This is a genomic window from Streptomyces sp. NPDC003943 (assembly GCF_053605265.1).
Genome location: NZ_JBSGIW010000033.1, coordinates 43,273 through 69,022, shown reverse-complemented (window position 1 = coordinate 69,022; position 25,750 = coordinate 43,273). Strand labels below are relative to the sequence as shown.

Below are 25,750 nucleotides of genomic sequence, written 5' to 3'. Positions count from 1 at the left end.
GGGGGGGGGGAGGGACAACCACCCCCGCCCCCTCACGCGTACGACGCCCGCGTTCAGCTTCCGAGCCGATCGATCACGGCACGTCGCCACCGTTCCGTCTCCGCGATCTGGTTGAACGTGAACAGGTGCAGCCCGGCCACCCCCGCCGACGGCGCGGTGAGCGCCGCCTCGCCGCGCGCCAGCAGCCTGTCGGGCGAGTACCCGCCGGGCGTCGCGAACCGCAGGAACCACGAGGCGTGCCGGGTCAGGAAGCGCGTCGACTCGCCCACGCCGATCTTCGTCGCCATCGCCAGCAGCTTCGCCCGCTGCACGGGCCCCGCGACGCCCAGGTGGACGGGCAGGGTGACGCCCCGTCGCCGTATCCGGGCGATCCACTCCCCCAGCACCCGCGGGTCGAAGCAGAGGTTGCTCACGATGTACGTGGCGTGCTCGCGCTTGTCCCACATGGCCTGGATGGTGACGTCGTCGTGGATGAGCGGATGGCTCTCGGGATAGCCGGTGACGCCGACGCGGGCGAAGGGCCTGCCCAGCTCGCTCAGCCCGCGCAGCACCGGCAGCGCCCCGTCGTAGGCGCCGGCCGGCGGATCGGCGTCGCCCGCGGGGACGAAGACGTCGTCCACGCCCGCCTCGCGCAGCCGAGCGACGACGTCCTTCAGGTGCGCCTCGTCCCGCAGCAGCCGCGCGGGCACGTGCGGGACGACGCGGTAACCGCTCGCCGCGAGCCGCCCGGCGAGGTCGAGGGTCGGTTCCAGGCCCTTGACCGGCGACGCCGTCACGGTGACGACGACGTCACGGGGCACATGGGCGAGGACCTTGTCCTCGGTCGCCTTGGCGGGCAGCACCTCGTAGCGGACACTGTCCAGGAGCGCCCTAAGTCCGGCGGTGGCCAAGGTCTACCCGACCTGCTTCCGGGCGTCACGGAGGCGGTAGTACGCGGCCTTCGACGGCGCCTGCGGCTCCTTGCCGAGGATCAGGTCGGCGGCCTTCTCGGCGATCATCATCACCGGCGCGTAGATGTTGCCGTTGGTGACGTACGGCATCACCGACGCGTCGACCACGCGGATGCCTTCCAGGCCGTGCACGCGCATGCTGGTGGGGTCGACGACGGACATCTCGTCGGTGCCCATCTTGCAGGTGCAGGACGGGTGCAGGGCGGTCTCGCCCTCCTTGGCGACCCAGGCGAGGATCTCCTCGTCCGTCTCGACCTTGGGGCCGGGCGAGATCTCCCCGTCGTTGTACGGGGCCATCGCGGGCTGGCCGAGGATCCTGCGGGAGACGCGGATGGCCTCGACCCACTCCCGGCGGTCCTGCTCGGTGGAGAGGTAGTTGAAGCGCAGCGCCGGGTGCTCGCGCGGGTCCCTGCTCTTGATCTTCACGGAGCCGATGGCGTCGGAGTACATGGGGCCCACGTGCACCTGGTAGCCGTGGCCGCCGGCCGGCGAGGAGCCGTCGTAGCGGACCGCGACGGGCAGGAAGTGGAACATCAGGTTGGGGTAGTCCACGTCCTCGTTGCTGCGGGCGAAGCCGCCGCCCTCGAAGTGGTTGGTGGCGGCCGGGCCCTTGCGGAACAGCCACTGCAGGCCGATGAAGGGGGCCCGCCACTTCGCCATGTACGGCTGCATGGAGACCGGCTGCTTGCAGGCGTACTGGACGTAGACCTCCAGGTGGTCCTGCATGTTCTCGCCGACGCCCGGCAGGTCGTGGACGACGTCGATGCCCAGGGCGCTCAGCTCCTTCGCGTTGCCGACACCGGAGAGCTGGAGCAGCTGCGGGGAGTTGATCGCGCCGCCGCAGAGGATGACCTCCTTGGCGCGGACCTGCTGGAGGGCGCCCCTGCCGCGCTGGTACTCGACGCCGACGGCCGTCTTGCCCTCGAAGAGCACGCGGGTCACGAGCGAGCGGGTCCTGACGGTGAGGTTGGGCCGCTTCCTGACCGGCTTGAGGTACGCCTTGGAGGCCGACAGGCGGCGGCCGCGGTGGACGTTGCGGTCGAACTTGGCGAAGCCTTCCTGCCGGTACCCGTTGACGTCGTCGGTGGGGGCGTAGCCCGCCTCCTGGGTGGCCTTGAAGAAGGCGTCGAAGAGCGGGTTGGTCGCGGGACCGCGTTCGAGGACGAGGGGGCCGTCGTGGCCGCGGAACTCGTCGTCCGGGTCGGCGGCGAGACAGTTCTCCATCCGCCGGAAGTACGGCAGGCAGTGGGCGTAGTCCCAGGTCTCCATGCCGGGGTCGGCGGCCCAGCGCTCGTAGTCCATGGGGTTGCCGCGCTGGAAGATCATGCCGTTGATGCTGCTGGAGCCGCCGAGCACCTTGCCGCGCGCGTGGTAGACGCGCCGGCCGCCCATGTGGGGCTCGGGCTCGGACTCGTACTTCCAGTCGTAGAAGCGGTTGCCGATCGGGTAGGTCAGCGCCGCGGGCATGTGGATGAAGACGTCCCACGGGTAGTCGGAGCGGCCGGCCTCCAGTACCAGCACCCGGTTCGCCGGGTCCGCGGAGAGCCTGTTCGCCAGTGCGCTGCCGGCCGATCCGCCGCCGACAATGACGAAGTCGTATTGCAGGGGAGCCATAGTGCCTCGTCTCGCTCGCGCCGTAGATATGCGGGGCATGCTAATCCGGTATCGCAATGCGCACCAGGTTGCGAACAACGCAACTTGCAGGGTTTACATTCGGGGTTCGAAGCTTGCGACGACGTTGTTTACCGCGCGTATAGTTTCGCCATGAGCAACCACAGCCAAGACAGCGAAGCGTCGAACTCGCCGGCCGGTGGAGTGCAGTCGGTCGACCGCGCCATCAGCGTCCTCGAGATCCTGGCCCAGCGCGGCGAGGCGGGCGTCAGCGAGGTGGCCGCCGAGATCGACGTCCACAAGTCCACCGCGTTCCGCCTGCTCGGCGCCCTGGAGGCGCGCGGCCTGGTGGAGCAGGCGGGCGATCGGGGCAAGTACCGGCTCGGCTTCGGGATCGTCCGGCTGGCCGGTGCGGTCACCGGACGCATCGACATCACCCAGCAGGGCCGCCCGGTCTGCGAGCGTCTCGCCGAGGAGATCGGCGAGACGGTCAACATCGCCGTCATGCAGGAGCACTACGCGATCAACCTCTGCCAGGTACGCGGCCCGGGTGCCGTCACCGCGCACAACTGGGTCGGCCAGCTGACCCCGTTGCACGCCACCTCCAGCGGCAAGATCCTGCTGGCCCACCTGCCCGCCGAGGAGCGGGCCGCGCTGCTGGCCGAGGCGGGCCTGAAGAAGTCCACTCCGCACACCCTCACCTCGAGGACGAAGCTGGAGAAGAACCTCGCCGAGGCCCGCGAGCGCGGCTACGCGTGGACCCTGGAGGAGCTGGAGATCGGCCTGCACGCGATGGCCGCCCCGATCCGCGGCCGGGACGGCACGGTCATCGCCGCGCTCAGCGCGTCCGGGCCCTCGTACCGCTTCACCGAGGAGCGCCTGCACGAGCTCTCCCCGGTGCTGCTCAAGGGTGCGGAGGAGATCAGCCACCGGATGGGCTACATGGGCTGAGTCACCCCTGCGGGTTGCCCAGGCGCTCGTTCACCCAGTCGTGGAAGGCCCCGATGTGGTGCTCGCTGGGCACCAGCACGCCGCCCTTGGCGTACATGCGGGAGCTCATGCCGGGCTGCGTGCGCTCGCATGCGTCGAAGTCCTGGCGGTTGACCCGGTCGAAGAGTTCGACGGAGCGGCTGATGTCCTTGCCGCTCTCGACGACGTGCGGGAGATAGAGCCAGTCGCACTCCACGATCGTGCGGTCGGCGGCCACCGGGTACATCCGGTGGAAGATGACGTGGTCGGGGATGAGGTTGATGAAGACCTGCGGCTTGACGGTGATCGCGTAGTAGCGGCGGTCCTGTTCCTCCGTCACCCCGGGGATGCGGTCAAGACCCTCGGAGCCGTCGACGGTGAAGCCCTGGATCTCCTCGCCGAACTCGGCGCCGTGGCCGACGTAGTACTGGGCCGCGTAGCCGTCCGCGAACTCGGGGAGCACCTCGGTGAGTTCGGGGTGGATCGTGGCGCAGTGGTAGCACTCCATGAAGTTCTCGATGATGAGCTTCCAGTTGGCCTTGACGTCGTAGACGATCCGCCTGCCGACCGAGAGGTTCTCGACGCCGTAGCGCTCGATCGACTCCAGGTCGCCGAGGCGGGTGACGGCCGCGCCGATGACGTCCTCCTCGAAGGAGGGCGGGTTCTCCGCCAGGCAGACCCAGACGTATCCGAGCCATTCCCGGACGGCCACGCTCACCAGGCCGTACTCGGTGCGGCCGACGTCGGGCATCTTGGTGAGGTTGGGCGCGGCGACGAGCTTGCCGTTCAGGTCGTACGTCCAGGCGTGGTACGGGCACTGGAAGGCCCGCTTGACCTCGCCGGTCTCCTCGGTGCAGAGCTTGGCTCCGCGATGCCGGCACACATTGAAGTAGGCACGGATGGAGTTGTCCCTCGCGCGGGTGACGAGGATGCTCTCGCGGCCCACGTCGACGGTGCGGAAGGCGCCGGGCTTCGCCAGTTCCGAGGCGCGCGCGACGCAGAACCACATGGTCTCGAATATGCGCTCCTGCTCCTGGGCGAAGATCGCCGGATCCGTGTAGGAGGAGCCGGGGAGGGTGGCGATCAGGCTGTCCGGCAGGCTGGTCGAAGTCACGGTGCACTCCTCGGGAAACGTCGTAGAGGGGTCGTTCACGCGGTGAACTGCTTGCGCCAGCGGGTGAACAGCCGCGGCTGGTTCATCCCGAGCACGGCGACCGGCGTGCCGGCCCGCCGGTAGACGGCGAGGAAGCTGCGCTCGTCGGTGGCGCCTTCCTCGACCGTGACGCTGTCGGCCCCGGCGGCGTGGCCGACGAACTGGATCTTCACGCCGTACTGGTCGGACCAGAAGTACGGCGGCCGGGGCACGCCCGGTTCCGTCGCACTGTGCGCGAGCAGCGTGGCCACGGCGGCGGCGGGCCGTTCCAGCGCACCGGTCCAGTGCTCGACCCTGCGGTGCCTTCCGGTGTGCGGGTCGTACCAGTTGGCGCAGTCGCCGACGGCGACCACCCCGGCCAGGCTGGTGCGGCCGTCGGCGCCGCACGTCACGCCGTTGTCGAGGGCGACGCCGGAACCTTCCAGCCATTCGACGCAGGGGCGGGCGCCCACGCCGACGACGACGGTGTCCGCGGGCACGCTGCGGCCGTCCTCCAGCAGGACGGCGTCCACCCGGCGCTCCCCGCTCAGCCCCTTGACGCCCACGCCGCACAGCAGCCGTACGCCGTGGTCGGCGTGCAGCGCGGAGACGACGCCCCCCATGGTCTCGCCGAGCGGACCGGCCAGCGGGGTGGGAGCCGCCTCGATCACGGTGACGTCGAGGCCGAGGGCGTACGCGGTGGAGGCGACCTCGGCGCCGATGAAGCCGCCGCCGATCACCACCAGTCGTCCGCCGCGGGCCAGTTCGTCCCGCAGGGCGCGGGCGTCGTCCAGGGTGCGCAGGGTGTGGACCCCGGCGAGGCCCTCGCTCCCGGGCAGGACGCGCGCCGCCGCTCCGGTGGCGATGACGATGCCGTCGGCCCGCACGGCACGGCCGTCCGCGAGCCGCACCGAGCGGTCGGCGCGGTCGAGCCCGGTGGCCCGGACGCCCAGCAGCCACTCGGCGCCGAGATCCTCTCCGTCCGCCTCAAGGGCGAGGTCGGCCTCGCCGACGCGGCCGGCGAGGAACGCCTTGGACAGCGGCGGCCGGTCGTACGGGCGGTGCGGTTCGTCCCCGATGAGGACCAGCCGCCCGTCGTAGCCCTGCTTCCGCAGCGCACGCGCGGCCGACAACCCGGCCAGGGAGGCGCCCACGACGGCCACGGTCCTCACGCGGGACCTCCGGCGCCGAGCCGGGCCGCGACACAGGGGGGCAGATTGGGCGCGGCCCCGGAGGGACGCACGTAGATCATGCCGTCGTCGACGACCACCTGATGGGTCCGGACGGGCAGTTTGGCCGGCGGAGCGTCGACCGCCCCGGTCCGCAGGTCGAACTTGGAGGCGTGCAGCGGACATTCGACCTCGCACCCTTCCAGCCAGCCGTCGGCGAGCGAGGCGTCCTGGTGGGTACAGGTGTCGTCGATGGCGAGGACCTCGCCATCCTCGGTGTGGAACACCGCGACAGGCGGCTCGATGTCGAGCCGATAGGCCTCGCCGCGCGGCAGATCCGCGAGTCGGCACACGGGAATCATCATGACACCTCGGTCGCGTGCGTAGCGTATAGCGAAACGGATTGCGTTTTACGCAACTCAGTCTGGAGGGGGCCCCATACCTTGTCAAGGAGTCGAACGCGGCGGCGGGGCAGGCGAAGAAGGCGGTCGCGAGCCTTGACGCGACAGGCCCGCCACCACTTCACTCTGGGGACCAAACAGTGCACTGCGTTGCGTATCGCACAACTCACCTCCTCCCGACCCCCGGAGCCGATGCCGCATGCGCGTACCCACTCGTCCCCTTCTCGCCGTGACCGCGGCCGTCCTGTCGGTGGTCCTCACCGGCGCCACGGCAACGGCCGCCCGCACCACCGCGGTCCCACCCGTCACGGCCGCGGCCGACACCTCCGGCCGGCCCGCCGTCGAACTGGCCAACTGGCCCCAGGCACAGGGCGACCAGCTCGAAAAGCTCATCGGCAGGTTCGAAGGCCAGGGCCGTTACGCCGTCTTCGACGCCGACAACACCATCTGGCGGTACGACCTCGAGGAGTCGCTGCTGCCCTTCCTCGAAATGAAGGGCGTGCTCACGCCGGACACCATCGACCCCTCGCTGCGCCTCGTGCCGTTCCGGGCGGGCGAGAGTCTCTACGGCTACTACAACCGGCTCTGCGAGATCGACGACAAGGTCTGCTACCCGTGGATCGCCCAGGTTTTCTCGGGCCTGACGCTCGGCGAGCTGAAGCGGTACGTCGACGAGCTGTACGCCTACGGCAGGCCGATCCCGGTCAGCTACGACGACGCCGGCAAGACGGTGCACAGCACCGTGAACCCGCCGCACATCTACGCGGGTCAGCGCGAGCTGATCCGCGGCCTTCAGGAACACGGCATCCGCGTCTACGTGATGACCGCCGCCCACGAGGAACTCGTGCGCATGGTCGTGTCGGACCCGAAGTACGGCCTCGGCGTCCCGCCGGAAAACGTCATCGGCGTCACGACGCTGCTCAAGGACCCCGAGACCGGCCGCCTCACCACCGCGCGCAAGCAGATCGAGCAGGGCACGTTCGGCGCGGAGTACGGCACCGAGCGCTACTGGCGACAGGTCGTCACGCCCTATCTGTGGACCCCGGGAACCTGGTACGTCGGAAAGCTCGCCGGCATCCACGACTACATCGCGGAGTACGAACGGCCGGTCCTGGTCGCCGGCGACTCCCCCAGCGACTGGTGGATGCTCTTCTACTCCGACGTCAGGGCGGGCGGCGCCCGCCTGTGGGTCAACCGCAAGCAGGCGTACACCGACCGGCTGGCGGCGGAGAAGGAGAAGCGGTCCGCCGAGCAGAAGGCGGCGGGCGAGAGCGTCGACGCGGGCCGGAAGTGGGTGACGGTCAAGCCGGCGGAGATCGGCGGCTGACGGGCGAGGCAGGCGGAGGGGGGTGGGAAGCCGCGGCTCCCCACCCCCCTCCGCCCGTGTCTAGTGGCCGCGCGCGATCCACTCGTCCAGGTGGGGCGCCTCGGCGCCGATCGTCGTCGGGTCGCCGTGCCCCGTACGCACCACCGTCGCCGCCGGCAGGCTCAGCAGCCGGTCCCGGATGGAGTCGATGATCGTCGGGAAGTGGGAGAACGACCGGCCGGTCGCGCCGGGCCCCCCGGCGAACAGCGTGTCCCCGGAGAAGACCGTGTCAAGCCCCGGCGCGTGCAGGCAGACCGCTCCCGGTGCGTGTCCCGGTGTGTGCAGCACGGTGAGCTCGGCGCCCGCCACCGACAGCACCTGGCCGTCGGCCAGTTCGCCGTCCGGCGACCGCTCGGGGTGGGTCTGCTTCCACAGCGGCAGATCGTCCGCGTGGAGCAGGATCGGCGCGCCGGTCCGGTCGGCGAGTTCGGGGGCGGCGTCGATGTGGTCGTTGTGCGCGTGGGTGCAGACGATCGCGCGCAGGGTGCGCCCGCCGAGGGCCCGGACGATCGCCTCGGCGTCGTGCGCCGCGTCGATGACGATCGCCTCGGTGTCGTCGCCCACGATCCACACGTTGTTGTCGACGTCCCAGGTACCGCCGTCCAGCGCGAACGTCCCCGAGGTGACGAGGCGTTCGACACGGGCCGCCATCAGAGGACCACCACCGAACGCAGCACGTCGCCGTGGTGCATCCGCTCGAAGGCCTTCTCGACCTCGTCCAGCGCGATGGTCTCCGTGACGAAGGCGTCCAGGTCGAGGCGGCCCTGGAGATGGAGGTCGACGAGCATCGGGAAGTCGCGGGACGGCAGACAGTCGCCGTACCAGGAGGACTTCAGCGCGCCGCCGCGGCCGAAGACGTCGATCAGCGGCAGCTCCAGCTTCATCTCCGGTGTGGGCACACCGACCAGGACGACCGTGCCGGCGAGGTCGCGGGCGTAGAACGCCTGCTGGTACGTCTCCGGGCGGCCCACGGCTTCGATGACGACGTCGGCGCCGAAGCCGCCGGTCAGCTCGCGGATCGCCTCGACCGCGTCGGCGGTACGGGAGTTGACGGTGTGGGTGGCGCCCAGCCGGCCGGCGGTCGCCAGCTTGCGGTCGTCGATGTCGACCGCGATGACCTTCGCGGCGCCCGCCAGCTTCGCCCCGGCGACCGCCGCGGCCCCGACACCACCGCAGCCGATGACGGCGACCGAGTCGCCGCGGCCGACGTTCCCGGTGTTGATCGCGGCGCCGATGCCGGCCATCACCCCGCACCCGAGCAGGCCCACGGCGGCGGCCGAGGCGGCCCGGTCGACCTTCGTGCACTGCCCGGCCGCCACCAGCGTCTTCTCCGCGAACGCGCCGATACCCAGCGCCGGGGACAGCTCCTGCCCGGTCGAGGCGAGGGTCATCTTCTGCTTGGCGTTGTGGGTGTCGAAGCAGTACCAGGGCCGTCCCCGCAGACAGGCACGGCACTGACCGCACACCGCCCGCCAGTTGAGGATGACGAAGTCGCCGGGCGCGACATCGGTGACGCCCTCCCCCACCGACTCCACGACGCCCGCGGCCTCGTGACCCAGCAGGAAGGGGAAGTCGTCGTTGATGCCGCCCTCGCGATAGTGCAGGTCGGTGTGGCAGACCCCGCAGGCTTCGATCTTCACCAGCGCCTCGCCCGGGCCGGGATCCGGCACGATGATCGTCTCCAGGCTGACGGGGGCGCCCTTGCCCCGCGCGACGACAGCACGGACCTGGTGCGTCATGACCACTCCTCGGCTGGTACGAGACCTGAGCAGACGAATGTTGCTCATTGCGGCACGCATTTCACGTGCCGCAACAAGCATCGTGGAGCACCAACGGGAGGTCAAGGAGTCGACGCGCACCGCACCGCAGCCGAAGAAGCGGCAGGGGTGGTTGTCGCGACCCGCGCTCCTGAAAGGCCCTGCGCGGAGCGGTACCGGCCGTCAGCGCACACGCCAGGTCAGCGAGTTGCTCGTCGCCGCGCGGACCGCGGGGTCGCGGACGGCCTCCGTGGTGTCGGTGACCGTGGCCGTGACCCGCTGGCCGCTGCGGACCGCGCCGAGCTCGGCGGGGGTCACCGACAGGTCGCCGTCGGCCCAGGCGACGTGCTTCCCGTCGACGTACCAGGCCAGGGCCGGGCTCGCCAGGCCGGACACCGGGGCGAGCTGGACGCTGAGCGCCTGGGTCGCGCGGACCCGCGTGCCGGTCGGAACGGTCGAGGTCATGGCGTCCGCGTAGGTGTAGAAGCCCTTGATCATCGCCTCGCGTCCGACGTGGTTGAACTGCGTGGAGGCCAGGGTCCGCATGAGGGAGGTGGTGGTCGGGCGGTAGACGCCCGTCTCGTAGTAGTCGCCGCCCTCGTAGCTGCCGATCACGGAGCCGGTCGGGTCCTGCTCGCCCAGCCAGCGGTACCACTTGCTCGTGCCGAGGTCGGCGGTGACGGAGATGTTGGCGCTGTCGGACGAGGGATACGGGTAGGCGCCGTAGCCGGCGTACTGGTACTCGTCGGCCAGCAGGCCTATCGAGTGGCCGAGTTCGTGCGCACCTATGAGGTACGACTGCGGATTGTCGGAGGACATGGTCGCGATGCCGTGGTACGACGCCCCGGCCGGCGGGGTGGCGAAGCTGTAGCCCGCACCGCCGTACTTGGTGGAGTTGGCGATGACGAAGACGATGTCGGAGGCCGGCGCCTGGTCGGCGTACGTGGTGACCTTCGACGTGTCGACGCAGATCAGTCGCTCGGTGTCCCCGCAGAAGAAGTAGGAGCCGAGGGCCGTGTTCTTCACGACCCCTGCCGTCGGGTCGCCGGAGACGCCGGACTCGGCGGAGACGCTGTCCACCAGCCAGATGTTGAACAGGCCGCGGTAACTGGCGTACGGCTCGATGGCGAAGACCGCGTCGAGCGTGGCCTGCGCGTCCGCGTGGAAGTCGGCCTGCTGCCCGGCGGTGTAGCCGTCGCCCATCACGACCAGGTCGAGCCGCCCGGAGACCGGTCCGGTCTCCTGGACGGGTGTGACCGCGACGGCGGTCGGGTCGGGCGCGGCCGCCGACCGGGGTCCGGAGACCCTCGCCGGGGCCCGGTCCGGGACCCTCTTGTGCCGGGGCTCGGCTCCGGGGCCGTCGAAGTACTCGACCTCGTGCGTCGCCACCGGGCCGGAGCCGGCGACGGAAACGGGCACCGCTCCGGCCGCGTTCGCGCCGGCCGTGCTCGCGCCGGCGAGCAGGGCGGCAGCAGTGACCGCGGCGCCGACGGAGACGATCCAGCGGGTGCGGGTAGATCCGTGTCTGGGCACGACGACCTCTCTCAAGCAGCGAGTTAACTATGCTTAACTGGCGGCTTAAGCTAGGGGGTTGGGCGTCGGGGACACAAGGCCCCGGGCAGCACGAGCCAGGTGAGCGAGCAGCGCGGAAGCCGTCTCGGCCGCGCTCTCACCGGCGGCGACAGAGGGAGGCACTGGCATGATGGAGCGCATGGCGAAGCGGGACGACCCCGAGACCATCGGCCGCAGGGTGCAGCGGCTCCGGCACGAACGGGGACTCACACAGCGACAGCTGGCCGAGCCCTCCTACACGCCTGCCTACGTCTCCACCCTCGAGGCCGGCCGGGTGCGCCCCTCCGACGAGGCGCTGCGCCATCTCGCCGACCGCCTCGGCGTCGCCTTCGAGGAACTCGCCACCGGACAGCCCACCCACCTCGCGACCGACCTGCGGCTCCGGCTCACCGAGGCACAACGCGTCCTCGCCTTCGGCGAGGCCGAGCAGGCCGCCGTCCAGTACGCCGAGCTGCTCGCGGAGGCCGTGACGCACGGGCTCGTCGAGGAAGAGGCCACCGCTCGGCTCGGACTCGGCGAATGCGGTCTCGACACCGGGGACCTCGTGGCCGCCCGCGAGCACTTCGAGCACGCCGAGCGACTTCTCGCCGAGGCCACGCTGCCCGCCCGCGTCCCGGCCCGCCGGGGCCGTGCCGTCACCCACTACCTGGCCGGCGAAATCCGCTACGCCGTCTACCTCATGGAGTCCACGCTCGACGAGATCAACCGTGCCGGGCTCCACGACCCGAACGCGCTGCTCCTGCTGCACACCGCCCTGATCGGCCCCTACATGGACATGGGCGCGCAGGCCCGCGCGGCCCAGGCCGCCGAACTGGCGCTCGCCCTCGCCCCGCAGGCCGGGGACCCGGCGCTGATCGCCCGGATGCATCGATCGGTCGCCCGCACCCTGCTCGCCGAGGGCCGGGTCGCCGAGGCGGACGCCTCACTCGCCAAGGCCGCCGAGATGTACCACCAGCTGAAGATCCGTACGGAGCTCGCCAACTGCCGCTGGATGCGAGGGTACGTATACGCGCAGAACGGCGAACTCGCCCGCGCCGAGGAGGAATTGCGCGCCGCATTGGACATGCTCGCCTCCCACCACGCCACCCTCTACAGCAGCCAGGTCGCCGTCGAGCTCGCCGACGTGCTGCACCGGCGCGGCGCGTCCGAGGAGGCATCGGACCTCCTTCGGGGGGTGCTCGGGGGCCTCTCCCCGGAACGCGGCACGGTCCACTCGGCCGCCGCCCACCGGCTGCTGGGCATCATCGCCGAGGACGCCCACGACACCGAGGCGGCCGAGCAGCACTACGTCCGCGCACTGGGCCTCCTGGAGCGAGCGGGCGCTGCGGGCGACCTCGCCGACCTGTGCCGGCTCCTCGGCGACCTGCTGCGCCGCACCGGCCGGGTGGAGGCAGCCCTCGACGCGTACCGCAAGGGCCTCGGCCACCGCACGGCCGGCACCACCACGCTCGGACCGGCACCCGCGCAGCCATTCCTGTAGAGCGGCGCCGGGCCAGGGCGTCCGTCATGGGCGAGGAGCCCGACGACGAAGGCGAACACCCGCCGGACGGCGCTTCCGTACGGAACAGGGGCGAGCTGTGACCGAAGCCGCCGGCCGCCACTGCGCAGGGAGGTGGTGACGCTCGGTCTCACCCGGTCTCAGCGCAGACGCTCAACCGGGTTGCCGGGAGCGGGCGTTCGGCACGGTGGGCGAGACTGCACCCTGCGGGCGCGGGTCCGCCGTACGAGCACGCCGACTACGGCGCCGACGAGCCCGAACCCGGCCAGACCGGCCACGGACCACCCGACCGTACGGTCTCCCCGGTCGGCCGCCGGGCTCGCGGAGGGTGAGGGGGACGCGGACGGGACCGGAGCGGGGGTGGTGGGAGTCGTCCGGGGACCGGGCGGTGACGGGTCGACCACGGGGACCGAGATCTCCGCTTCCCCGTGGCCGAGGGAGGGGAACCCCACGTTGACGGTGACCTTCCACGTGCCGGGCGTGAGGACCTCGACGGTGCTCCAGCCCGTACGGGTCCCGGGGTCGCGGACCAGCGGCCACGGGCCCAGGGAACGAGATCCGTCGGGGCTGGTCGCGTTCACCGTCGCGGCGACGGCCTCTTCGACGGCGTCCCCGTCGTTCTCCCAGGTGATCTCGGTCGTGACATGACCGGCACGCTGGCCGGTCACCACCGCCTTGACGGTGTCGCCGTGGGCCTGGGCGGTGGCCGGCAGGGCCAGGACCTGGGCGAAGGGCATGAGCAGAAGGCCGAGGCCCGTACCGGCGCGGAAGGCGCGGTGTGTACGCATCGTTGCGGTGCTCCTGGTGCGTGGGTGCGGTGCGGGGGCGCCGGTGAACGGCCGTGGTGGCCGTCCACCGGCGCCGGGTCGGCCCGGAGGCCGTCGTCGCGGTTCGGGTCGAGGTCAGGAGACCTTCTGGACCGTCCACGACTGGGTCGCACCGCCGTCGGTGCGCTGCAGGTCGAGCAGCCAGCTTCCGTAGTACGGGCGGTTGCTCACCGTCAGGGCGTAGCCGCCGCTCGGGTCGGTCACGGTGATCGCTCCGTTGCGGTTGGACAGCTTCCACTGCTGCGTGGCGGCGTTGCCGCATGCCTGCTGGGCGATCCACATGCCCTGGGCCGGGGCTCCGCCCGTCTGCAGGCACCTGCCGGAGACGGCGGAGCGGATACGGACGAGTCCGCTGCCCGCGTCGTCGAACAGCCACTGCTGCTGGGCGTAGCCGGTGGCGCGCGCGCCGACGAGCACGGTGCCGTCGGCGGAGCGTCCGCCCCAGATCTCGGCGGCCATGCCGGTACCCGCGTTGCCGAGGGTGTAGCGGGCGCCGGGGGTGGTCGCGCCACCGCCCGCGTCGGCCGTACGGAAGGTGGTCGTGCGTCCGGCCCCGCTGTCGCGGCCGGACCGGTCGCGGACCGAGACGGCGACCTTGTACTCGGTGCCGGGCTGGAGGTTGTAGATGCGCAGCGCCTGCGACTGCACCCAGGTCAGGTGCCTGCCGTTCAGCAGGACCTGGTACCAGGCGGCGCCGTCGACCTGGGGCCAGCTCACGACGGCGGCGGTGGACTGGATCTGGCCGACCGTCACGTCAGGTCCGCCGGTGGGCTGCCTGGTGGGTGTCGGGGTCGGCGTCGGGGTCGGGTTCGGGTTCGGGTCGGGGGTGGTACCGCCCTCGGACCGCATCAGGAACTGGTTGTCGGCGATGTTCCAGTGCGTGGCCAGATAGCTGCCGGCCCTGGGGTTGGTGTGGAAGTAGTCGTCGTGGTTGCAGTCCAGGATGTTCTCGGCGGCCTGGTTGGAGCACACGTACCGCATCTGCGGGTAGTACGGGGTGTCCGAGTAGCACATGACGTCGTACTCGTCCGTGCAGTGTGCGCCGTGACTGGTGTTGGGCGCGCTGTTGTTGACCGCGCCGAGGTTGTGCCCCAGTTCGTGCGCCGCGGTGTGGCCGCCCCAGCAGCCGGCGTCGGTGCGTCCGTAGGAGGGGCCGAAGTTGCTCTGGTTGTTCTGGCCCGGGCGTTCGTCGCCGGCGAAGGTGCCGATGCCGCAGTAGACGTTGGTGTCCGCGAAGATCATGTACTTGCGGTCGCGCCGGTTGAGGCCCTTGTCGGCGAGCGCGCTGTTGGTCGCGTTGAACTCGGCGAGCGCGGACGCCGGAAGCTCGATGTCGAGGACGGTCGGCGTGCAGTCGGCCGCGGTCACATAGCGGATGTGGCGGATGCCGCCGGTCTCCTTGGCGCTCGTCGCGTAGATGAGGTCGGCGTCGGCCGCCCACTTGCGGAACGAGGCGGCGTACTCGGCGTACCGGTCACGGTCGGAGCCGTGCACGTACACGACCTGCACGCGGTTGCCGGTGCTGCCGTCACCGTCGCACTGGACGGTCTGGCCCGCGGGGCCCGCGGCGACGACCTGGCTTCCGGACGTGGCGGCGGGCTCCGGGGCCGATGCGGCCGCGGTACGGGCTCCGGCCGCGTCGGCGGCGGGCGCGTCCTGCGGGCGTCCGGCCGCGGGCGCCTTGGCTCTCACGGCCGGAGCCACGTCCGCCTTGATGTTCACGCCCTTGGGCGGAGCGTCGGGCCCGTGGGTGCACAGTCCGGCGGCCGTGCGGTAGACGCCCGTACAGCGGTCCCCCTTGGCGGCCGCCTTGAGCCCGTCGTAGACCATGCCCCGCCGGGCGTCGTTGGCCGGCTTCCCGACGATGGGCGCCGGTTCCTCGTCCCTGGCCGGCATGGCGGCCGGCGCGAGGGGGGCCGTCGCGGAGCCGGCCTGCGCGGGTATGCCCCGTGCGGGCGTCCCTGCCTGAGCGTCACCCCCTATGCCCACGTAGGCGACACCTGCTGTGATCACCGCCGCTGATGCCACGGCGACGGTGGCGAACATCAACCCCCTGGGCTTGCGCCTGTGTTCACGCTTCCTGCGATGTCTGGTCATGCGCACCTCAAATCCTTGGTCGGAGGAGTGGGTGGCGGAAGCCTGCCAGACGCGCACGGTGGAGAATTCGGGCAAACAGGAATGGCCGTCGAGATATCAGACCGTTACCTTGCCTGATAGATCTGATGAACACTCAGTTACCTTTAAAAGAAGGCGAGTTGGCAAATGAGGTGCGAAAGGTCCAGGCCATTCCAGGAATCTCGTTATCGAATCGAAATATAGGGATCGAGTCTGTTGACGGTAATTCAGTTTGGGATTCACCTAATTACTACCTCGTGAATTCCCTTCGTCACCAGCCGTGAGGGATCTCGCTCCCGCAGAGCGGCCGACCACCCCCGCCTCCGGCGCACACGCGCTCAACCTCCCTGACACAAGGGGTGCTTCGCCGTTCGGTCGACGACGGGCGAGGCCTTTCGAGGGCATGCCGGGGAGGCGGGGGTACGCAGCAACTCCAGCCCCGCGTCACCGGGCGCAGGCGCAGGTGACTGGACAAGCTCGCGCAGCCCGACGCCGTCGGCGTGGGGGCAGACGGGGACGCCGACGTCTCCCACTGCCCCCGCCGCAGGAACAGCGACAGCGCCACCCGCGGTCGGAGGTCGGAGGCAACGCGGGAGCCCGATCCGACGTCTGCCAAGCGGAGAACGAACCGGGCGGACCGACCCCCCGCCGTGTGAAGGGAGCCTGCTGGTGCTCATAGGACTGCTGACCGCCGTCGCCGCCTCGATCTGTTACGGCACGGGATCGGTGCTGCAGGCGCTCGGCTCCCGCAGGTCCGCCCGGCGCGAGGCGGCTGCGGCGGGGCAGCTCACCCAGCACGGCGGGCCGAGCCTGTCGTCGACCGCGAAAGCTGCGATGACCTGGGAGTTCATCGCCGGCACGATTCTGGACTTCGTCGGCTTCGGCCTCGGCGCGCTCGCCGCCCGCCTGCTCCCGCTCTTCCTCTCCCAGACCGTGATCAGCGCCAACCTGGTCATCACGGCCGTCCTGAGCGTGAGGTTGCTCGGCACTCGGCTGACCCGCGCGGAGTGGACCTCGATCGGTGTGGTCTGTTCGGCCCTGGTGCTGCTGGCGAGCGCGGCGGGCCCGGAGGGCAGCGGGCGCACCCCGGTCGCCACGCACTGGTGGCTGCTCGCGGTCTCGCTGCTGCTGATGGTCGGCGGCACGCTCCTCGTGCGGATGCTCGGCGCCCGGGCGGCGATCCTCGCGGGTCTTCTGTCGGGTCTGGGCTTCGGCGCGCTCGGGGTCGGGGTGCGGATCCTGAACGGCATAGCCCCCTTCGATCCGGGCACCGTCCTGACGGACCCGGCGCTGTACGCGATCGTCGTGGCCGGGTTCGGCGGCATGTACCTCCACACGGTCGCGCTGCAGGTCGGCTCGGTGAACGGGGCGACGGCGGCGCTCGTGGTCGGCGAGACCGTGCTGCCGGGGATGATCGGTGTGTGGTGGCTGGGAGACGCCTCCCGCCCGGGCTTCGCCTGGCCGGCCGCCCTCGGCTTCGTGCTGGCGGTCACCGGCGCGGTGGCGGTGGCGTGGTTCGGCGCTTCGGAGAGCCACGAGCCGGAGCCCAGGAGCCTGCCGCCCGAGTCCGTACGGACTCCGGAGCCCGTACGCGTTCGGTAGTCCCGGCCGCCGACCGCACCGCTCGCACGTGGTTCGGTGTCGTCCGGAACCACCCACGGGCGAAATGCCACATTCGGCCACATGATGGAGTCCGGGAAGCGAACGGAGGCTGATCGATGATCAACGTCGCCGACATCCGGGAGTGGCGCGAGCACGACGTCGTCGACGCGGACGGGAAGAAGATCGGCACGCTCGAGTCGGTCTACGTGGACACCGCGACCGACGAACCGTCGTTCGCGACCGTGACCGTCGGTCTTCCCACGCGGCACCGGCTGGTGTTCGTGCCCCTCGACGAGGCCACGGTCGGCCCTGGCTACCTGAAGGTCCCCTTCGGCAAGTCCCTGGTGAAAGACGCACCGGCCATCGACACCGACGGCGTGCTGCCGGCCGAGCGAGAACCGGATGTCTTCGCGCACTACAAACTGGAGTACCAGCCCGGCGCCGGCGGCGAGCGCCGTCTGGCCCGGCGCTGATCAGTGGGAAGAAGTGGCCGTGATGGTCTGGATACTGCTGCTCGTTGTGGCTGCGATCGTCCTTGGCATCGTAGGTGCGGTCGCTCACGGACTTCTCTATCTCCTGGTGATCGGCGTGCTGGTGTTCCTCGCCGCGCTGGCCCTGGGGGCCGTCCGATTCCGGCGTTCCGGGCGTCGCCCCGTGCGATAGCTCCCCCTCCCTCCGGTCTCCCCGTCACGGCGAGCCCGGTGCTCTGCCCGCTCGTCACGTCGCTGAGCGGGCCCCTCGCGGATACTCTGGGATTCATGATCGAGTCTGGACGGCCGCGGCTCCGTCGGAACCACGGTTACGGCAGGCTTGTGCGGCTGTCGCCGGTGGTTCTGACCATCGTGATCGCCAGCCTGGCCTACGCCACCCCGCCGGAGATGGCCTTCAGCCGCCTCCTGCCCGCGGCGCCGGCTCTGGCCGCCGCCATGTGGCCGGTCCTCCCGACCGTCCTGATCGGGACCGTCTGCCTCTTCCTGATGATCGGCCTCAGCCTCGTCTTCCCCGGTCTGGGGACGTGGTGGACGTGCGGGGGGATCGTCGCGGTCACCGTGGCCGCCGCGTACGGAAGCCATGTCCGGCTTCAGCGGGAGCGCACGCTCTTTCAGGTACGGCTCGTCGCCGACACGGCCCAGCAGGTGGTGCTGCGGCCCCTTCCGCACCGTTTCCGGAACGTCGAGATCGAATCGCTGTACCTCGCTGCCGCCGCGGAGGCCCGCATCGGCGGCGACTTCTACGAGGTGGTCGACACCCCGTACGGGGTACGGCTGCTCATCGGCGACGTGCGGGGCAAGGGCCTGCCGGCGGTGGGGGCGGCTGCGGCGATCGTCAACGCCTTCCGGGAGGCGGCACACGGCGAGGCCTCCATGGCCGACATCGCCCGCAGGCTGGACGCCAGCTGCGCCCGGCACAACGCCGCCCATCCACCCGAAGCGCCGATGGAACGTTTCGCCACCGCGCTGCTCGTCGAGATCCCGCATCAAGGAAGCCGCATCACCATCGTCAACTGCGGACACCCGCCTCCCCTGGTGCACAGCCTGAAGAGCGTCCGCGTCCTCGAGCCGTCCGCCCCCTCGCCCCTGCTCAGCCTCGCGGAGTTGATCGGTGACCACTACCGTGCGGACACCTTCGACTTCGCTCCCGGCGAGATCCTGCTCCTCTATACGGACGGGGTCGCCGAAACCCGTGCCCGGGACGGTGAGTTCTTCCCGTTGACGGAATGGATGAGTCGACAGCCCCCCGCACCTCCCCGTGCTCTGCTCACGGCCCTGCACCACGACCTCCTCCGTCACAGCAAAGGCAGCCTCGACGATGACATCGCCGCCCTGGCCGTACGCCTGCAGACGGACAGCGACGGTGACGGCGACGGTGCCCGGTCCGGCGGTGCCGAGAGGGAGGAACTCGCGCACTGACGGGGGCCGCGAGCAGGCGCGCTCGGCCGACGGGAGCGGCACCAAGACCCGAGCCGCCCACGCGGGAAGCGCGGCGCGTGGCCGTCAGGCCGTGGGCAGGGCCTGTTCCGCCCAGATCGTCTTCCCTGCCGGCATGTAGCGCGTACCCCAGTGGTCGGTGAGCTGGGCGACCATGAACAGTCCACGCCCGCCCTCCTCGTCACTGCCGGCGTAACGGGCATGCGGTGAGGTGTGCTGCGAGTCGGAGACCTCGCAGATCAGAGAACGGTCCCGGATCAACCGCAGGCCGATCGGGCCGGAGGCGTGCCGGATCGCGTTGGTGACCAGTTCACTGACCACCAGTTCCGTGGTGAAGACCAGATCGTCCAGCCCCCAGCGCCCCAGCTGTTCCGCTGCCATCGCGCGTGCGCGTGCGACGAGCGCGGGGTCCGAGGGCAGCTCCCAGGTCGCCACCTGACGCGCGCCCAGCGCACGGGTGCGCGCGACGAGGAGCGTCGCGTCGTCCTGCACCTGGTCCGATGCCAGCTCCGCGACGATCTGGGCACACAGTCGGTCGGCCGACGATCCTCGCTGCTCGCCGAGTACGGCCGCCAACCGGTCCAACCCCACGTCGATGCCCTGACCCCGGGCTTCCACCAGGCCGTCGGTGAACAGGACGACCAGGCTTCCCTCGGCGAGCTCCACTTCCGCGCCCTCATAGGGAAGCCGTCCGACGCCCAGCGGAGGCCCCGGCGGCAGACGAAGGAAGCTGACGGGGCCGTGCGGCTGCACCACCGCCGGCGGGAGGTGTCCGGCCGCCGCCCAGGTGCTCGTCCGGGAAGCCGGATCGTAGATCCCGTAGACGCACGTCGCTCCGACGGCGCCACTGCTGTCCGCGCCTGTCCCGTCCTGGTCCGACGCGTCCTTGCCGACCTGATCGTTCAGCCGGGCCAGGAGTTCGTCGGGCGCGAGGTCCAGCTCGGCCAGGGTGCGCACCATCGCGCGCAGGCGCCCCATGGTGGCAGCGGCCCCCAGTCCGTGGCCGACGACGTCCCCCACGACGAGTCCGACACGTGCCCCCGACAGCGGAATGACGTCGAACCAGTCGCCTCCGGCGCCGAGGTGGCTGTCGGCGGGCAGGTAGCGGCTCGCCGCCTCGACCGCGCTCAGCTCGGGCAGCGATCGTGGCAGCAGGCTGCGCTGGAGCATGAACGCGGCGGTGTGCTCCCGGCGGTACCGCCGGGCGTTGTCGATGCAGACGGCGGTCCGCGACGCCAGTTCCTCGGCCACTGCCCGGTCGCCGTCGTCGAAGGGTTCCGAGTCCTCGCCCCGCACGAAGGTGACGAGGCCCAACGGCGTTCCCCGCACGATCAGCGGGACGTACAGCCGTGTCGGCGCGACCGCGGCGTCCGTGGTCGGCCGGCCCCTGGCGAGGCTCTCGGCCTGCGACGATCCGGCGGCGTACGCGACCGTCTCACCCACCTGGGACGGTTCCCCGTCGGAGTCCGCCACGCGTACGAGGTTCCATGCCGTGACGGGCTTCGGTTCCTCTCCTTCGAGCACTTCTGCCGCCACGTCGACGAGCACGGCGTCGGCGTACTGCGGTACGGCGATCCTGGCGAGCTCCGCTGCCGTTCCGGACAGGTCGAGCGTCGAGCCGATCCGAGCGCCGGCCTCCGCGAGGAGCGCGAGGCGCTGCTGCGCACGGTAGTGGTCGGTGACGTCGATGGACTGTTCGCACACGCCCACCGGCTCCCCGCGGCCGTCGAGGAGCCGGAAGTAGGACGAGGACCAGACGTGCTCACGCCGCGGGTCGGCCGGCGAGCGCCCTCGGAAATGCACGTCGATGATCGGCTCACCGGTGTCGAGGATCTGCTGGACGAGGTCCTCCGGCGGCGCCAGATGCTGGGTGGTGAGGACATCGCCGGGGAAGAGTTCGGTCATGGAGCGGCCGAGCAGGGCTGTGAGGTCGCCGCCGAGCTCCCGGACGCTGGATGCGTTGGCCCACAGGAGGCGCGCCCCGGGACCGTAGATGGTCAGTGTCACCGGCGACTGGGTGACGAGCCCCTGGAGCATCGCCTGTCGGGTCTCCCACCAGCGAAGCCCTTCCAGCTCAGCCGCCATGAGGACGGCGGAGGGTGCCCGGCCGGATGAGACCGCGTCGGAGGCGGGGGTGAGGGGATGCAGGGTCACTGCCACACGCACGGTGCGTCCGCTGCGGTGGCGCACGTCCACGACGGCACTGCGCGTCCCGCCGATCCGCAGCTGATCCGACCGTGGCCCTTGCGATCCGTCGCGATCGCCGTGCGAGCCTGCGATCAGGTCCGCCGCCGGGCGTCCCAGTACCTGCGAAGCCGGATATCCCAGGAGGGCCTCGGCCTCACGGCTCCACCCGACGAGCACTCCGTCCGCGGCGAGCAGGGCGAGGGCGGCCCGGGGCGGGCCGAGGTGCCCGCCTTCGTCCGCCCCGGCGGGAGGAGTGAATGGCAGCCCTTCCATGGTCCCATCATCCTTCCGAGTGGTCGCGACCGCAGTGCGCTCGATCCGGTCCGGGGCGCCGCGCATGCCTAAGATCACCGGGACGGGGGCGGTGGACGAGGCACGGGAGAGGCGTGGGACATGTCGGACGAGCGCGTGTACCTGGTGACCGGAGGCGGAACGGGGATCGGGGCCGCGACCGCCCGGTCACTGGCCCGGGCGGGGCACAAGGTGGCGGTGTCCGGGCGCCGCCCCGAGCCGCTGCGGCTGGTCGCGGAGGAGACCGGCGCCCTGCCCGTCCCCTCGGACGTCGGGGACCCCGCCGCGGTGGCCTCGCTCGTCGAGACGGTGGTCGGCACGTACGGGCGGCTCGACGGTCTGGTGCTCAACGCCGGCATCGGGCGGGGCGGCGGGGTGGGCGAGGTGACCCTGGAGGACTGGGACGAGGTCATGCGGACCAACCTCACCGGTCCGTTCCTGCTGCTGCGCGCCGCGCTCCCGCACCTGCTCGACGCCCGCGGCGCGGTGGTCGCGGTGGCCTCGGTGTCCGCCCTGCGCAACGGGGTCGGGAACGCCGCCTACGCCACCTCCAAAGCGGCGCTGCTCCAGCTGTGCCGCTCGCTCGCGGTCGACTACGGGGGCGCGGGGCTGCGTGCCAACACCGTGTGCCCGAGCTGGGTGCGCACCGACATGGCGGACCGCCGGATGAGCCGGTTCGCGGAGGAGGCGGGCCTGGACGGGAACGGTCTGGACGGGAGCGGTCCGGACGGGAGCGGTCTGGAAGCGGCGTACGAGGAGGTGACCCGGGTTCTTCCCGCCGGGCGGCCCGGCGAGCCGCACGAGGTCGCGGAGGCCATCACCTGGCTGCTGTCGCCCGCCGCCTCGTTCGTGAACGGGGCGGTGCTCACCGTCGACGGCGGCGCGACCGCACTCGATCCGGGCACCCTCGGCTTCGGGTTCCGGTTGGAGCCGCGCGCCCCGCGGTCCTGACCGGCGGTCACGGCCGAGGCCGCCGGTGACGTTCAGCCGATGACCGGGGACGGTTCGCCGCCGTCAGGCGGTGTGACGCGGAGGAGGGGGCGGCATGGTGGGCAGCCCCGGCGCCGGTTCGGGCCACACGAGCAGCACCGGACAGGGGGCGTGGTCGACGACGAAGCGTGCGGCGGGGCCGAGGCTGTGCGGGCCGAGGTGGGTGCGGTCGCCGTCCCGGGCCAGGATCAGCAGGTCGCTGCCCTCGGCCGCGGCGACGACCTCGCGCTCGACGCGCCCGGTGCGTTCGGTACGCGTGCAGGGGCGGCTCAGGCGGTCGGCGGCGTCCTGGAGCAGCTGCCGCGCGGACGTGGCGGCGAGGTGTTCCAGGCGCGTCCCGGGGTCCCGCCCCCAGCCTTCGGCCGGGCGGTGCCCCGTGGGGTGGCCGCGGCCGAGGAGCCCGGCGAAGGCGCCGTGCGCGGCGCCCGGGACGTCTGCGGGGGTGACGTGCAGGAGGACGATGTCGGCGTCCGCCGGGGTGTGGGCGCGGGCGGCGTCCACGCAGGCTCGCCACGTGCCTTCGACGATCCAGACGACCACGGTCATGGGGTTCAGCCTCCTCCGATGGCGGTCAGCGAGAGCCACAGTGCCAGTACGGCGGCGACAAGGCTCGTGGGTACGGGCCCGGCGTGGCGGTCGGCCCCGCGCCACCGCGTCGATCCCGTTGACCGTATGGGCGGGCATCACTACCCTGCGCTCAGATCTCCGTCCCCCTCAACCGGTGTTCGGACTTCCCTCGTCTGGGAGCGCTCCCACTCCCACCTGACCTGCCGATTCTCCCGACGCATACAGGAGCCGCACATGCCACCCTCTCGTTTGTTACGCCTCCCCACCGCCCTGCTGACCGGCACCCTCCTCCTCGGCGGTCTCGTCTCCGCACCGGCCGCCGCGGACGCCTCCGCCACGGCGGCGACCACGGCCGTACGCGTCAACCAGGTCGGCTATCTGCCGGACGGGCCCAAGCGCGCCACCGTCGTCACCACGGCGACGCAGGCGCTCTCCTGGCAGCTGCGGAACGCGTCCGGCGCCGTGGTCGCCTCCGGATCGACCGTCCCGCGCGGCGCGGACACCCCCTCCGGGCAGTCCGTCCAGGTGGCCGACTTCTCCTCGTACCGGAGCACGGGCTCGGGATACGTCCTGTCCGTGGACGGCGACAGCAGCGCGCCCTTCGACATCCGCGCCGACCTCTACGACACCTTGCGTTCCGACTCGATGGCGTTCTTCTACCACCAGCGCAGCGGCATCGCGATCGACGCCTCCCTCGTGGGTTCCGCCTACGCCCGCCCGGCCGGACACGCCGGAGTCGCGCCCAACCAGGGCGACACGTCCGTCCCGTGCCAGGCCGGCGTGTGCGACTACACGCAGGACGTCAGGGGCGGCTGGTACGACGCGGGCGACCACGGCAAGTACGTGGTCAACGGCGGCATCGCCACCTGGCTGGTCGTCAACTCCTTCGAACGGGCCAAGCGGGCGGGCGGGGACGCGGCGCTGGGCGACTCGACCCTGCGCGTCCCGGAGCGCGGCAACGGCATACCGGACGTCCTGGACGAGGCGCGCTGGGAACTCGACTTCCTGATGCGCATGCAGGTGCCCGAAGGAAGGCCGTACGCGGGCATGGCCTTCCACAAGGTCCACGACGCGGCCTGGACCGGTATGCCGCTGCGCCCCGACCAGGACGCGCAGCCCCGCGAGCTGCACCGGCCGTCCACGGCGGCGACCCTCAACCTCGCGGCGGCCGCCGCGCAGTGCGCCCGGGTCTTCCGCCCGTACGACTCCGCGTACGCCGACAGGTGCCTGTCGGCCGCCCGCCGGGCCTGGAGCGCGGCGCAGGCCAACCCCGCGCTGTACGCGCCGAGCTCGGACAGCACGGGCGGCGGAGCCTACGAAGACACGCGGGTCACCGACGAGTTCTACTGGGCGGCCGCCGAGCTGTACGCGACGACCGGCGAGAGCGCCTACCGGGACGCGGTCACCTCCTCGTCCTGGCACACCTCCGCCGACGCCTTCGGCCCGTACGGCTTCGGCTGGGCCGACACGGCCGCGCTCGGCCGGCTCACCCTGGCCACCGTCCCCAACGGGCTTCCCGCGTCCGACCTGGCCCGGATCAGGGCCTCGGTGACGGCAGCCGCCGACGGCTATCTGTCCAGGATGGCCGCCCAGGGCTACGCCGTACCCGTCCCGGCTGACGGATACTTCTGGGGCTCGAACGGCGAGGTCGCCGGCGACGCGATCGTCATGGCCGTCGCCGGCGAGCTGACGGGCGACGGGCGCTACCGCGCCGGTGCGCTGGAGACCATGGACTACCTGCTCGGCCGTAACGCGCTCGGCGTGTCGTACGTGACCGGCCACGGCGAGACGTCCTCGCAGAACCAGCACCACCGCTTCTGGGCCCACCAGTTGGACGCCTCGCTGCCCCACCCGCCGGCCGGCTCGCTCGCGGGCGGCGCCAACAGCGGCCTCCAGGACCCGGTCGCGCAGGAGAAACTGACCGGCTGCGCGCCCGCCGCCTGCTACATCGACGACATCGGCTCGTACTCGACCAACGAGGTGGCGGTCAACTGGAACGCCCCGCTGGCCTGGCTCGCCGCCTACGCCGCCGAGCGAACCTCCACCGGCGGCGAACCGCCCACCGCCGCCTGCGCGGTGACGTACACGGTGAACAACGCCTGGAACAGCGGCTTCACCGCGACCGTCACCGTCAAGAACACCGGCCCCACGGCCGTCGACGGCTGGCAGCTGGCCTGGGCCTACCCGGGCGGCCAGCGCGTCACGAGCGCCTGGAACGCCACCGTCACCCAGAACGGCACCGCCGTCAGCGCCCGCAACGCCGACTGGAACCGCACGATCGCCCCTGGCGCGACCGCGAGCTTCGGCGTCCAGGGCACCCACACGGGCTCGAATCCCTCCCCCACGGCCTTCACGCTCAACGGGAGCGCCTGCGCCTGATCCGCGGCCGGCCGGGACCGTGCACCGTGTCAACACATCCAAACAAACCCGAGCGCAACATGACGCGATCCCCTCGAGTTTCACCGATCGTTCTGCGCGATGGCGCTTGCTGATCAACCGATCGAGCAGAACCGATCATTCAATGTGCGATTTTGTTGTCCATCCTCTGGACAGCGGTCGAATCGAGTGGTGAGAATCCATCCGGTCAGCCGTGGGGCTCACGGCTCCGTCCGTCCATCGGCTCCGTCCGTCCATCGACGCCGACCGCCGGACGGAGCCTCTCTCCACTCCGGGGCCCGACCTCACGGCGGCCCCTCGAACACCGCACGCGCACCACTGTCCTCGCGGCCGGAGCCGTGCGTCCGCGCAACAGAACCGTGCCCAGAAGGGACCGCACCTTGCGCACATCCCCCAGAACGAGCCGACTCGTCAGGCGCGT

General features: G+C 71.4%; 21 protein-coding genes. 9 read left to right on the top strand and 12 right to left on the bottom strand.

Annotation, left to right across the window (positions count from 1 at the left end; all coding sequences use genetic code 11):
- Positions 1–53 precede the first annotated feature (53 nt).
- Positions 54–890, bottom strand: a complete 837-nt coding sequence (locus ACWEV0_RS16420) for a 5,10-methylenetetrahydrofolate reductase (RefSeq protein ID WP_453149967.1) — start codon at positions 888–890, stop codon at positions 54–56.
- Between the two features lie 3 nt (positions 891–893).
- A complete protein-coding gene (gene betA, locus ACWEV0_RS16415) occupies positions 894–2,564 on the bottom strand; it encodes a choline dehydrogenase (RefSeq protein WP_453149966.1) in 1,671 nt (556 codons plus the stop codon).
- 150 nt (positions 2,565–2,714) lie between these two features.
- Here betA and ACWEV0_RS16410 point away from each other — a divergent pair, with 150 nt between their 5' ends.
- The gene (locus ACWEV0_RS16410; protein WP_052499527.1) at positions 2,715–3,512 is read left to right on the top strand and encodes an IclR family transcriptional regulator; all 798 of its coding nucleotides are present in this window, start codon (positions 2,715–2,717) and stop codon (positions 3,510–3,512) included.
- A 1-nt stretch (position 3,513) separates the two neighbouring features.
- On the opposite strand, the gene ACWEV0_RS16405 is transcribed toward ACWEV0_RS16410, so the two are convergent.
- From ACWEV0_RS16405 to ACWEV0_RS16395, 3 genes are read right to left on the bottom strand one after another with little or no spacing between them, the layout of a single operon-like run.
- On the bottom strand, positions 3,514–4,644 hold the full coding sequence (locus ACWEV0_RS16405) for an aromatic ring-hydroxylating oxygenase subunit alpha (RefSeq protein ID WP_453149965.1): 1,131 nt from the start codon (positions 4,642–4,644) through the stop codon (positions 3,514–3,516).
- Between the two features lie 35 nt (positions 4,645–4,679).
- Positions 4,680–5,834: an NAD(P)/FAD-dependent oxidoreductase gene (locus ACWEV0_RS16400; RefSeq protein WP_453149964.1), complete on the bottom strand. Its 1,155-nt coding sequence runs from the start codon at positions 5,832–5,834 to the stop codon at positions 4,680–4,682.
- Positions 5,831–6,196: a bifunctional 3-phenylpropionate/cinnamic acid dioxygenase ferredoxin subunit gene (locus ACWEV0_RS16395; RefSeq protein ID WP_453149963.1), complete on the bottom strand. Its 366-nt coding sequence runs from the start codon at positions 6,194–6,196 to the stop codon at positions 5,831–5,833. The genes ACWEV0_RS16400 and ACWEV0_RS16395 overlap by 4 nt, the downstream gene beginning before the upstream one ends.
- A gap of 265 nt (positions 6,197–6,461) precedes the next feature.
- On the opposite strand from ACWEV0_RS16395, the gene ACWEV0_RS16390 reads away from it, so the two are divergent.
- Positions 6,462–7,559, top strand: coding sequence for a haloacid dehalogenase-like hydrolase (locus tag ACWEV0_RS16390; RefSeq protein WP_453149962.1), 1,098 nt, complete (start codon positions 6,462–6,464; stop codon positions 7,557–7,559).
- Between the two features lie 60 nt (positions 7,560–7,619).
- Here the strand turns inward: ACWEV0_RS16390 and ACWEV0_RS16385 are convergent, their stop codons facing one another.
- The 3 genes from ACWEV0_RS16385 to ACWEV0_RS16375 form a co-directional block, all read right to left on the bottom strand.
- Positions 7,620–8,249 carry an MBL fold metallo-hydrolase gene (locus tag ACWEV0_RS16385; protein WP_453149961.1) on the bottom strand — a complete coding sequence of 210 codons (630 nt, stop codon included), beginning with the start codon at positions 8,247–8,249 and terminating at the stop codon, positions 7,620–7,622.
- Complete coding sequence (locus tag ACWEV0_RS16380; RefSeq protein ID WP_453149960.1) at positions 8,249–9,337, bottom strand: S-(hydroxymethyl)mycothiol dehydrogenase; 1,089 nt, start codon at positions 9,335–9,337, stop codon at positions 8,249–8,251. Before ACWEV0_RS16380 ends, ACWEV0_RS16385 begins: the two co-directional genes overlap by 1 nt.
- A 201-nt stretch (positions 9,338–9,538) precedes the next feature.
- Entirely contained in the window at positions 9,539–10,888 is a 1,350-nt protein-coding gene (locus ACWEV0_RS16375; RefSeq protein ID WP_453149959.1) for a M64 family metallopeptidase, read from the bottom strand.
- Between the two features lie 178 nt (positions 10,889–11,066).
- Between ACWEV0_RS16375 and ACWEV0_RS16370 the strand changes: the two genes are divergently transcribed.
- A complete protein-coding gene (locus ACWEV0_RS16370) occupies positions 11,067–12,407 on the top strand; it encodes a helix-turn-helix domain-containing protein (protein WP_453149969.1) in 1,341 nt (446 codons plus the stop codon).
- Between the two features lie 158 nt (positions 12,408–12,565).
- Here the strand turns inward: ACWEV0_RS16370 and ACWEV0_RS16365 are convergent, their stop codons facing one another.
- Both ACWEV0_RS16365 and ACWEV0_RS16360 read right to left on the bottom strand, forming a co-directional pair.
- On the bottom strand, positions 12,566–13,213 hold the full coding sequence (locus tag ACWEV0_RS16365; protein WP_453149958.1) for a hypothetical protein: 648 nt from the start codon (positions 13,211–13,213) through the stop codon (positions 12,566–12,568).
- 114 nt (positions 13,214–13,327) lie between these two features.
- Positions 13,328–15,298: an RICIN domain-containing protein gene (locus ACWEV0_RS16360; protein WP_453149957.1), complete on the bottom strand. Its 1,971-nt coding sequence runs from the start codon at positions 15,296–15,298 to the stop codon at positions 13,328–13,330.
- 738 nt (positions 15,299–16,036) lie between these two features.
- Here ACWEV0_RS16360 and ACWEV0_RS16355 point away from each other — a divergent pair.
- The 4 genes from ACWEV0_RS16355 to ACWEV0_RS16340 all read left to right on the top strand — a co-directional run bounded on the left by ACWEV0_RS16355 (position 16,037) and on the right by ACWEV0_RS16340 (position 18,879).
- Positions 16,037–16,969: a hypothetical protein gene (locus tag ACWEV0_RS16355; protein WP_453149956.1), complete on the top strand. Its 933-nt coding sequence runs from the start codon at positions 16,037–16,039 to the stop codon at positions 16,967–16,969.
- Positions 16,970–17,085: 116 nt separating this feature from the next.
- A complete protein-coding gene (locus ACWEV0_RS16350; RefSeq protein WP_453149955.1) occupies positions 17,086–17,442 on the top strand; it encodes a PRC-barrel domain-containing protein in 357 nt (118 codons plus the stop codon).
- 22 nt (positions 17,443–17,464) lie between these two features.
- The gene (locus ACWEV0_RS16345) at positions 17,465–17,632 is read left to right on the top strand and encodes a hypothetical protein (RefSeq protein ID WP_453149954.1); all 168 of its coding nucleotides are present in this window, start codon (positions 17,465–17,467) and stop codon (positions 17,630–17,632) included.
- A 95-nt stretch (positions 17,633–17,727) separates the two neighbouring features.
- Entirely contained in the window at positions 17,728–18,879 is a 1,152-nt protein-coding gene (locus ACWEV0_RS16340; protein ID WP_453149953.1) for a PP2C family protein-serine/threonine phosphatase, read from the top strand.
- An 84-nt stretch (positions 18,880–18,963) separates the two neighbouring features.
- Here ACWEV0_RS16340 and ACWEV0_RS16335 read toward each other — a convergent pair whose 3' ends face one another.
- Positions 18,964–21,357 (bottom strand): SpoIIE family protein phosphatase, encoded by a 2,394-nt coding sequence (locus tag ACWEV0_RS16335; protein ID WP_453149952.1) that lies wholly within the window; start codon positions 21,355–21,357, stop codon positions 18,964–18,966.
- 120 nt (positions 21,358–21,477) lie between these two features.
- Here ACWEV0_RS16335 and ACWEV0_RS16330 point away from each other — a divergent pair, with 120 nt between their 5' ends.
- Positions 21,478–22,326 carry an SDR family NAD(P)-dependent oxidoreductase gene (locus tag ACWEV0_RS16330; protein ID WP_453149951.1) on the top strand — a complete coding sequence of 283 codons (849 nt, stop codon included), beginning with the start codon at positions 21,478–21,480 and terminating at the stop codon, positions 22,324–22,326.
- A 63-nt stretch (positions 22,327–22,389) separates the two neighbouring features.
- Here the strand turns inward: ACWEV0_RS16330 and ACWEV0_RS16325 are convergent, their stop codons facing one another.
- Positions 22,390–22,911 (bottom strand): universal stress protein, encoded by a 522-nt coding sequence (locus tag ACWEV0_RS16325; protein ID WP_453149950.1) that lies wholly within the window; start codon positions 22,909–22,911, stop codon positions 22,390–22,392.
- 255 nt (positions 22,912–23,166) lie between these two features.
- Here ACWEV0_RS16325 and ACWEV0_RS16320 point away from each other — a divergent pair, with 255 nt between their 5' ends.
- Entirely contained in the window at positions 23,167–25,311 is a 2,145-nt protein-coding gene (locus ACWEV0_RS16320) for a glycoside hydrolase family 9 protein (protein ID WP_453149949.1), read from the top strand.
- The last annotated feature ends 439 nt before the right edge of the window (positions 25,312–25,750 follow it).

Coding starts and splice junctions, on each gene's coding strand:
- ACWEV0_RS16365 (WP_453149958.1), bottom strand. CDS start 13,213: ATGCGTACACACCGCGCCTTCCGCGCCGGTACGGGCCTCGGCCTTCTG.
- ACWEV0_RS16325 (WP_453149950.1), bottom strand. CDS start 22,911: ATGACCGTGGTCGTCTGGATCGTCGAAGGCACGTGGCGAGCCTGCGTG.
- ACWEV0_RS16350 (WP_453149955.1), top strand. CDS start 17,086: ATGATCAACGTCGCCGACATCCGGGAGTGGCGCGAGCACGACGTCGTC.
- ACWEV0_RS16340 (WP_453149953.1), top strand. CDS start 17,728: ATGATCGAGTCTGGACGGCCGCGGCTCCGTCGGAACCACGGTTACGGC.
- ACWEV0_RS16385 (WP_453149961.1), bottom strand. CDS start 8,249: ATGGCGGCCCGTGTCGAACGCCTCGTCACCTCGGGGACGTTCGCGCTG.
- ACWEV0_RS16370 (WP_453149969.1), top strand. CDS start 11,067: ATGGCGAAGCGGGACGACCCCGAGACCATCGGCCGCAGGGTGCAGCGG.
- betA (WP_453149966.1), bottom strand. CDS start 2,564: ATGGCTCCCCTGCAATACGACTTCGTCATTGTCGGCGGCGGATCGGCC.
- ACWEV0_RS16360 (WP_453149957.1), bottom strand. CDS start 15,298: ATGTTCGCCACCGTCGCCGTGGCATCAGCGGCGGTGATCACAGCAGGT.
- ACWEV0_RS16380 (WP_453149960.1), bottom strand. CDS start 9,337: ATGACGCACCAGGTCCGTGCTGTCGTCGCGCGGGGCAAGGGCGCCCCC.
- ACWEV0_RS16335 (WP_453149952.1), bottom strand. CDS start 21,357: ATGGAAGGGCTGCCATTCACTCCTCCCGCCGGGGCGGACGAAGGCGGG.
- ACWEV0_RS16345 (WP_453149954.1), top strand. CDS start 17,465: ATGGTCTGGATACTGCTGCTCGTTGTGGCTGCGATCGTCCTTGGCATC.
- ACWEV0_RS16410 (WP_052499527.1), top strand. CDS start 2,715: ATGAGCAACCACAGCCAAGACAGCGAAGCGTCGAACTCGCCGGCCGGT.
- ACWEV0_RS16395 (WP_453149963.1), bottom strand. CDS start 6,196: ATGATGATTCCCGTGTGCCGACTCGCGGATCTGCCGCGCGGCGAGGCC.
- ACWEV0_RS16330 (WP_453149951.1), top strand. CDS start 21,478: ATGTCGGACGAGCGCGTGTACCTGGTGACCGGAGGCGGAACGGGGATC.
- ACWEV0_RS16320 (WP_453149949.1), top strand. CDS start 23,167: ATGCCACCCTCTCGTTTGTTACGCCTCCCCACCGCCCTGCTGACCGGC.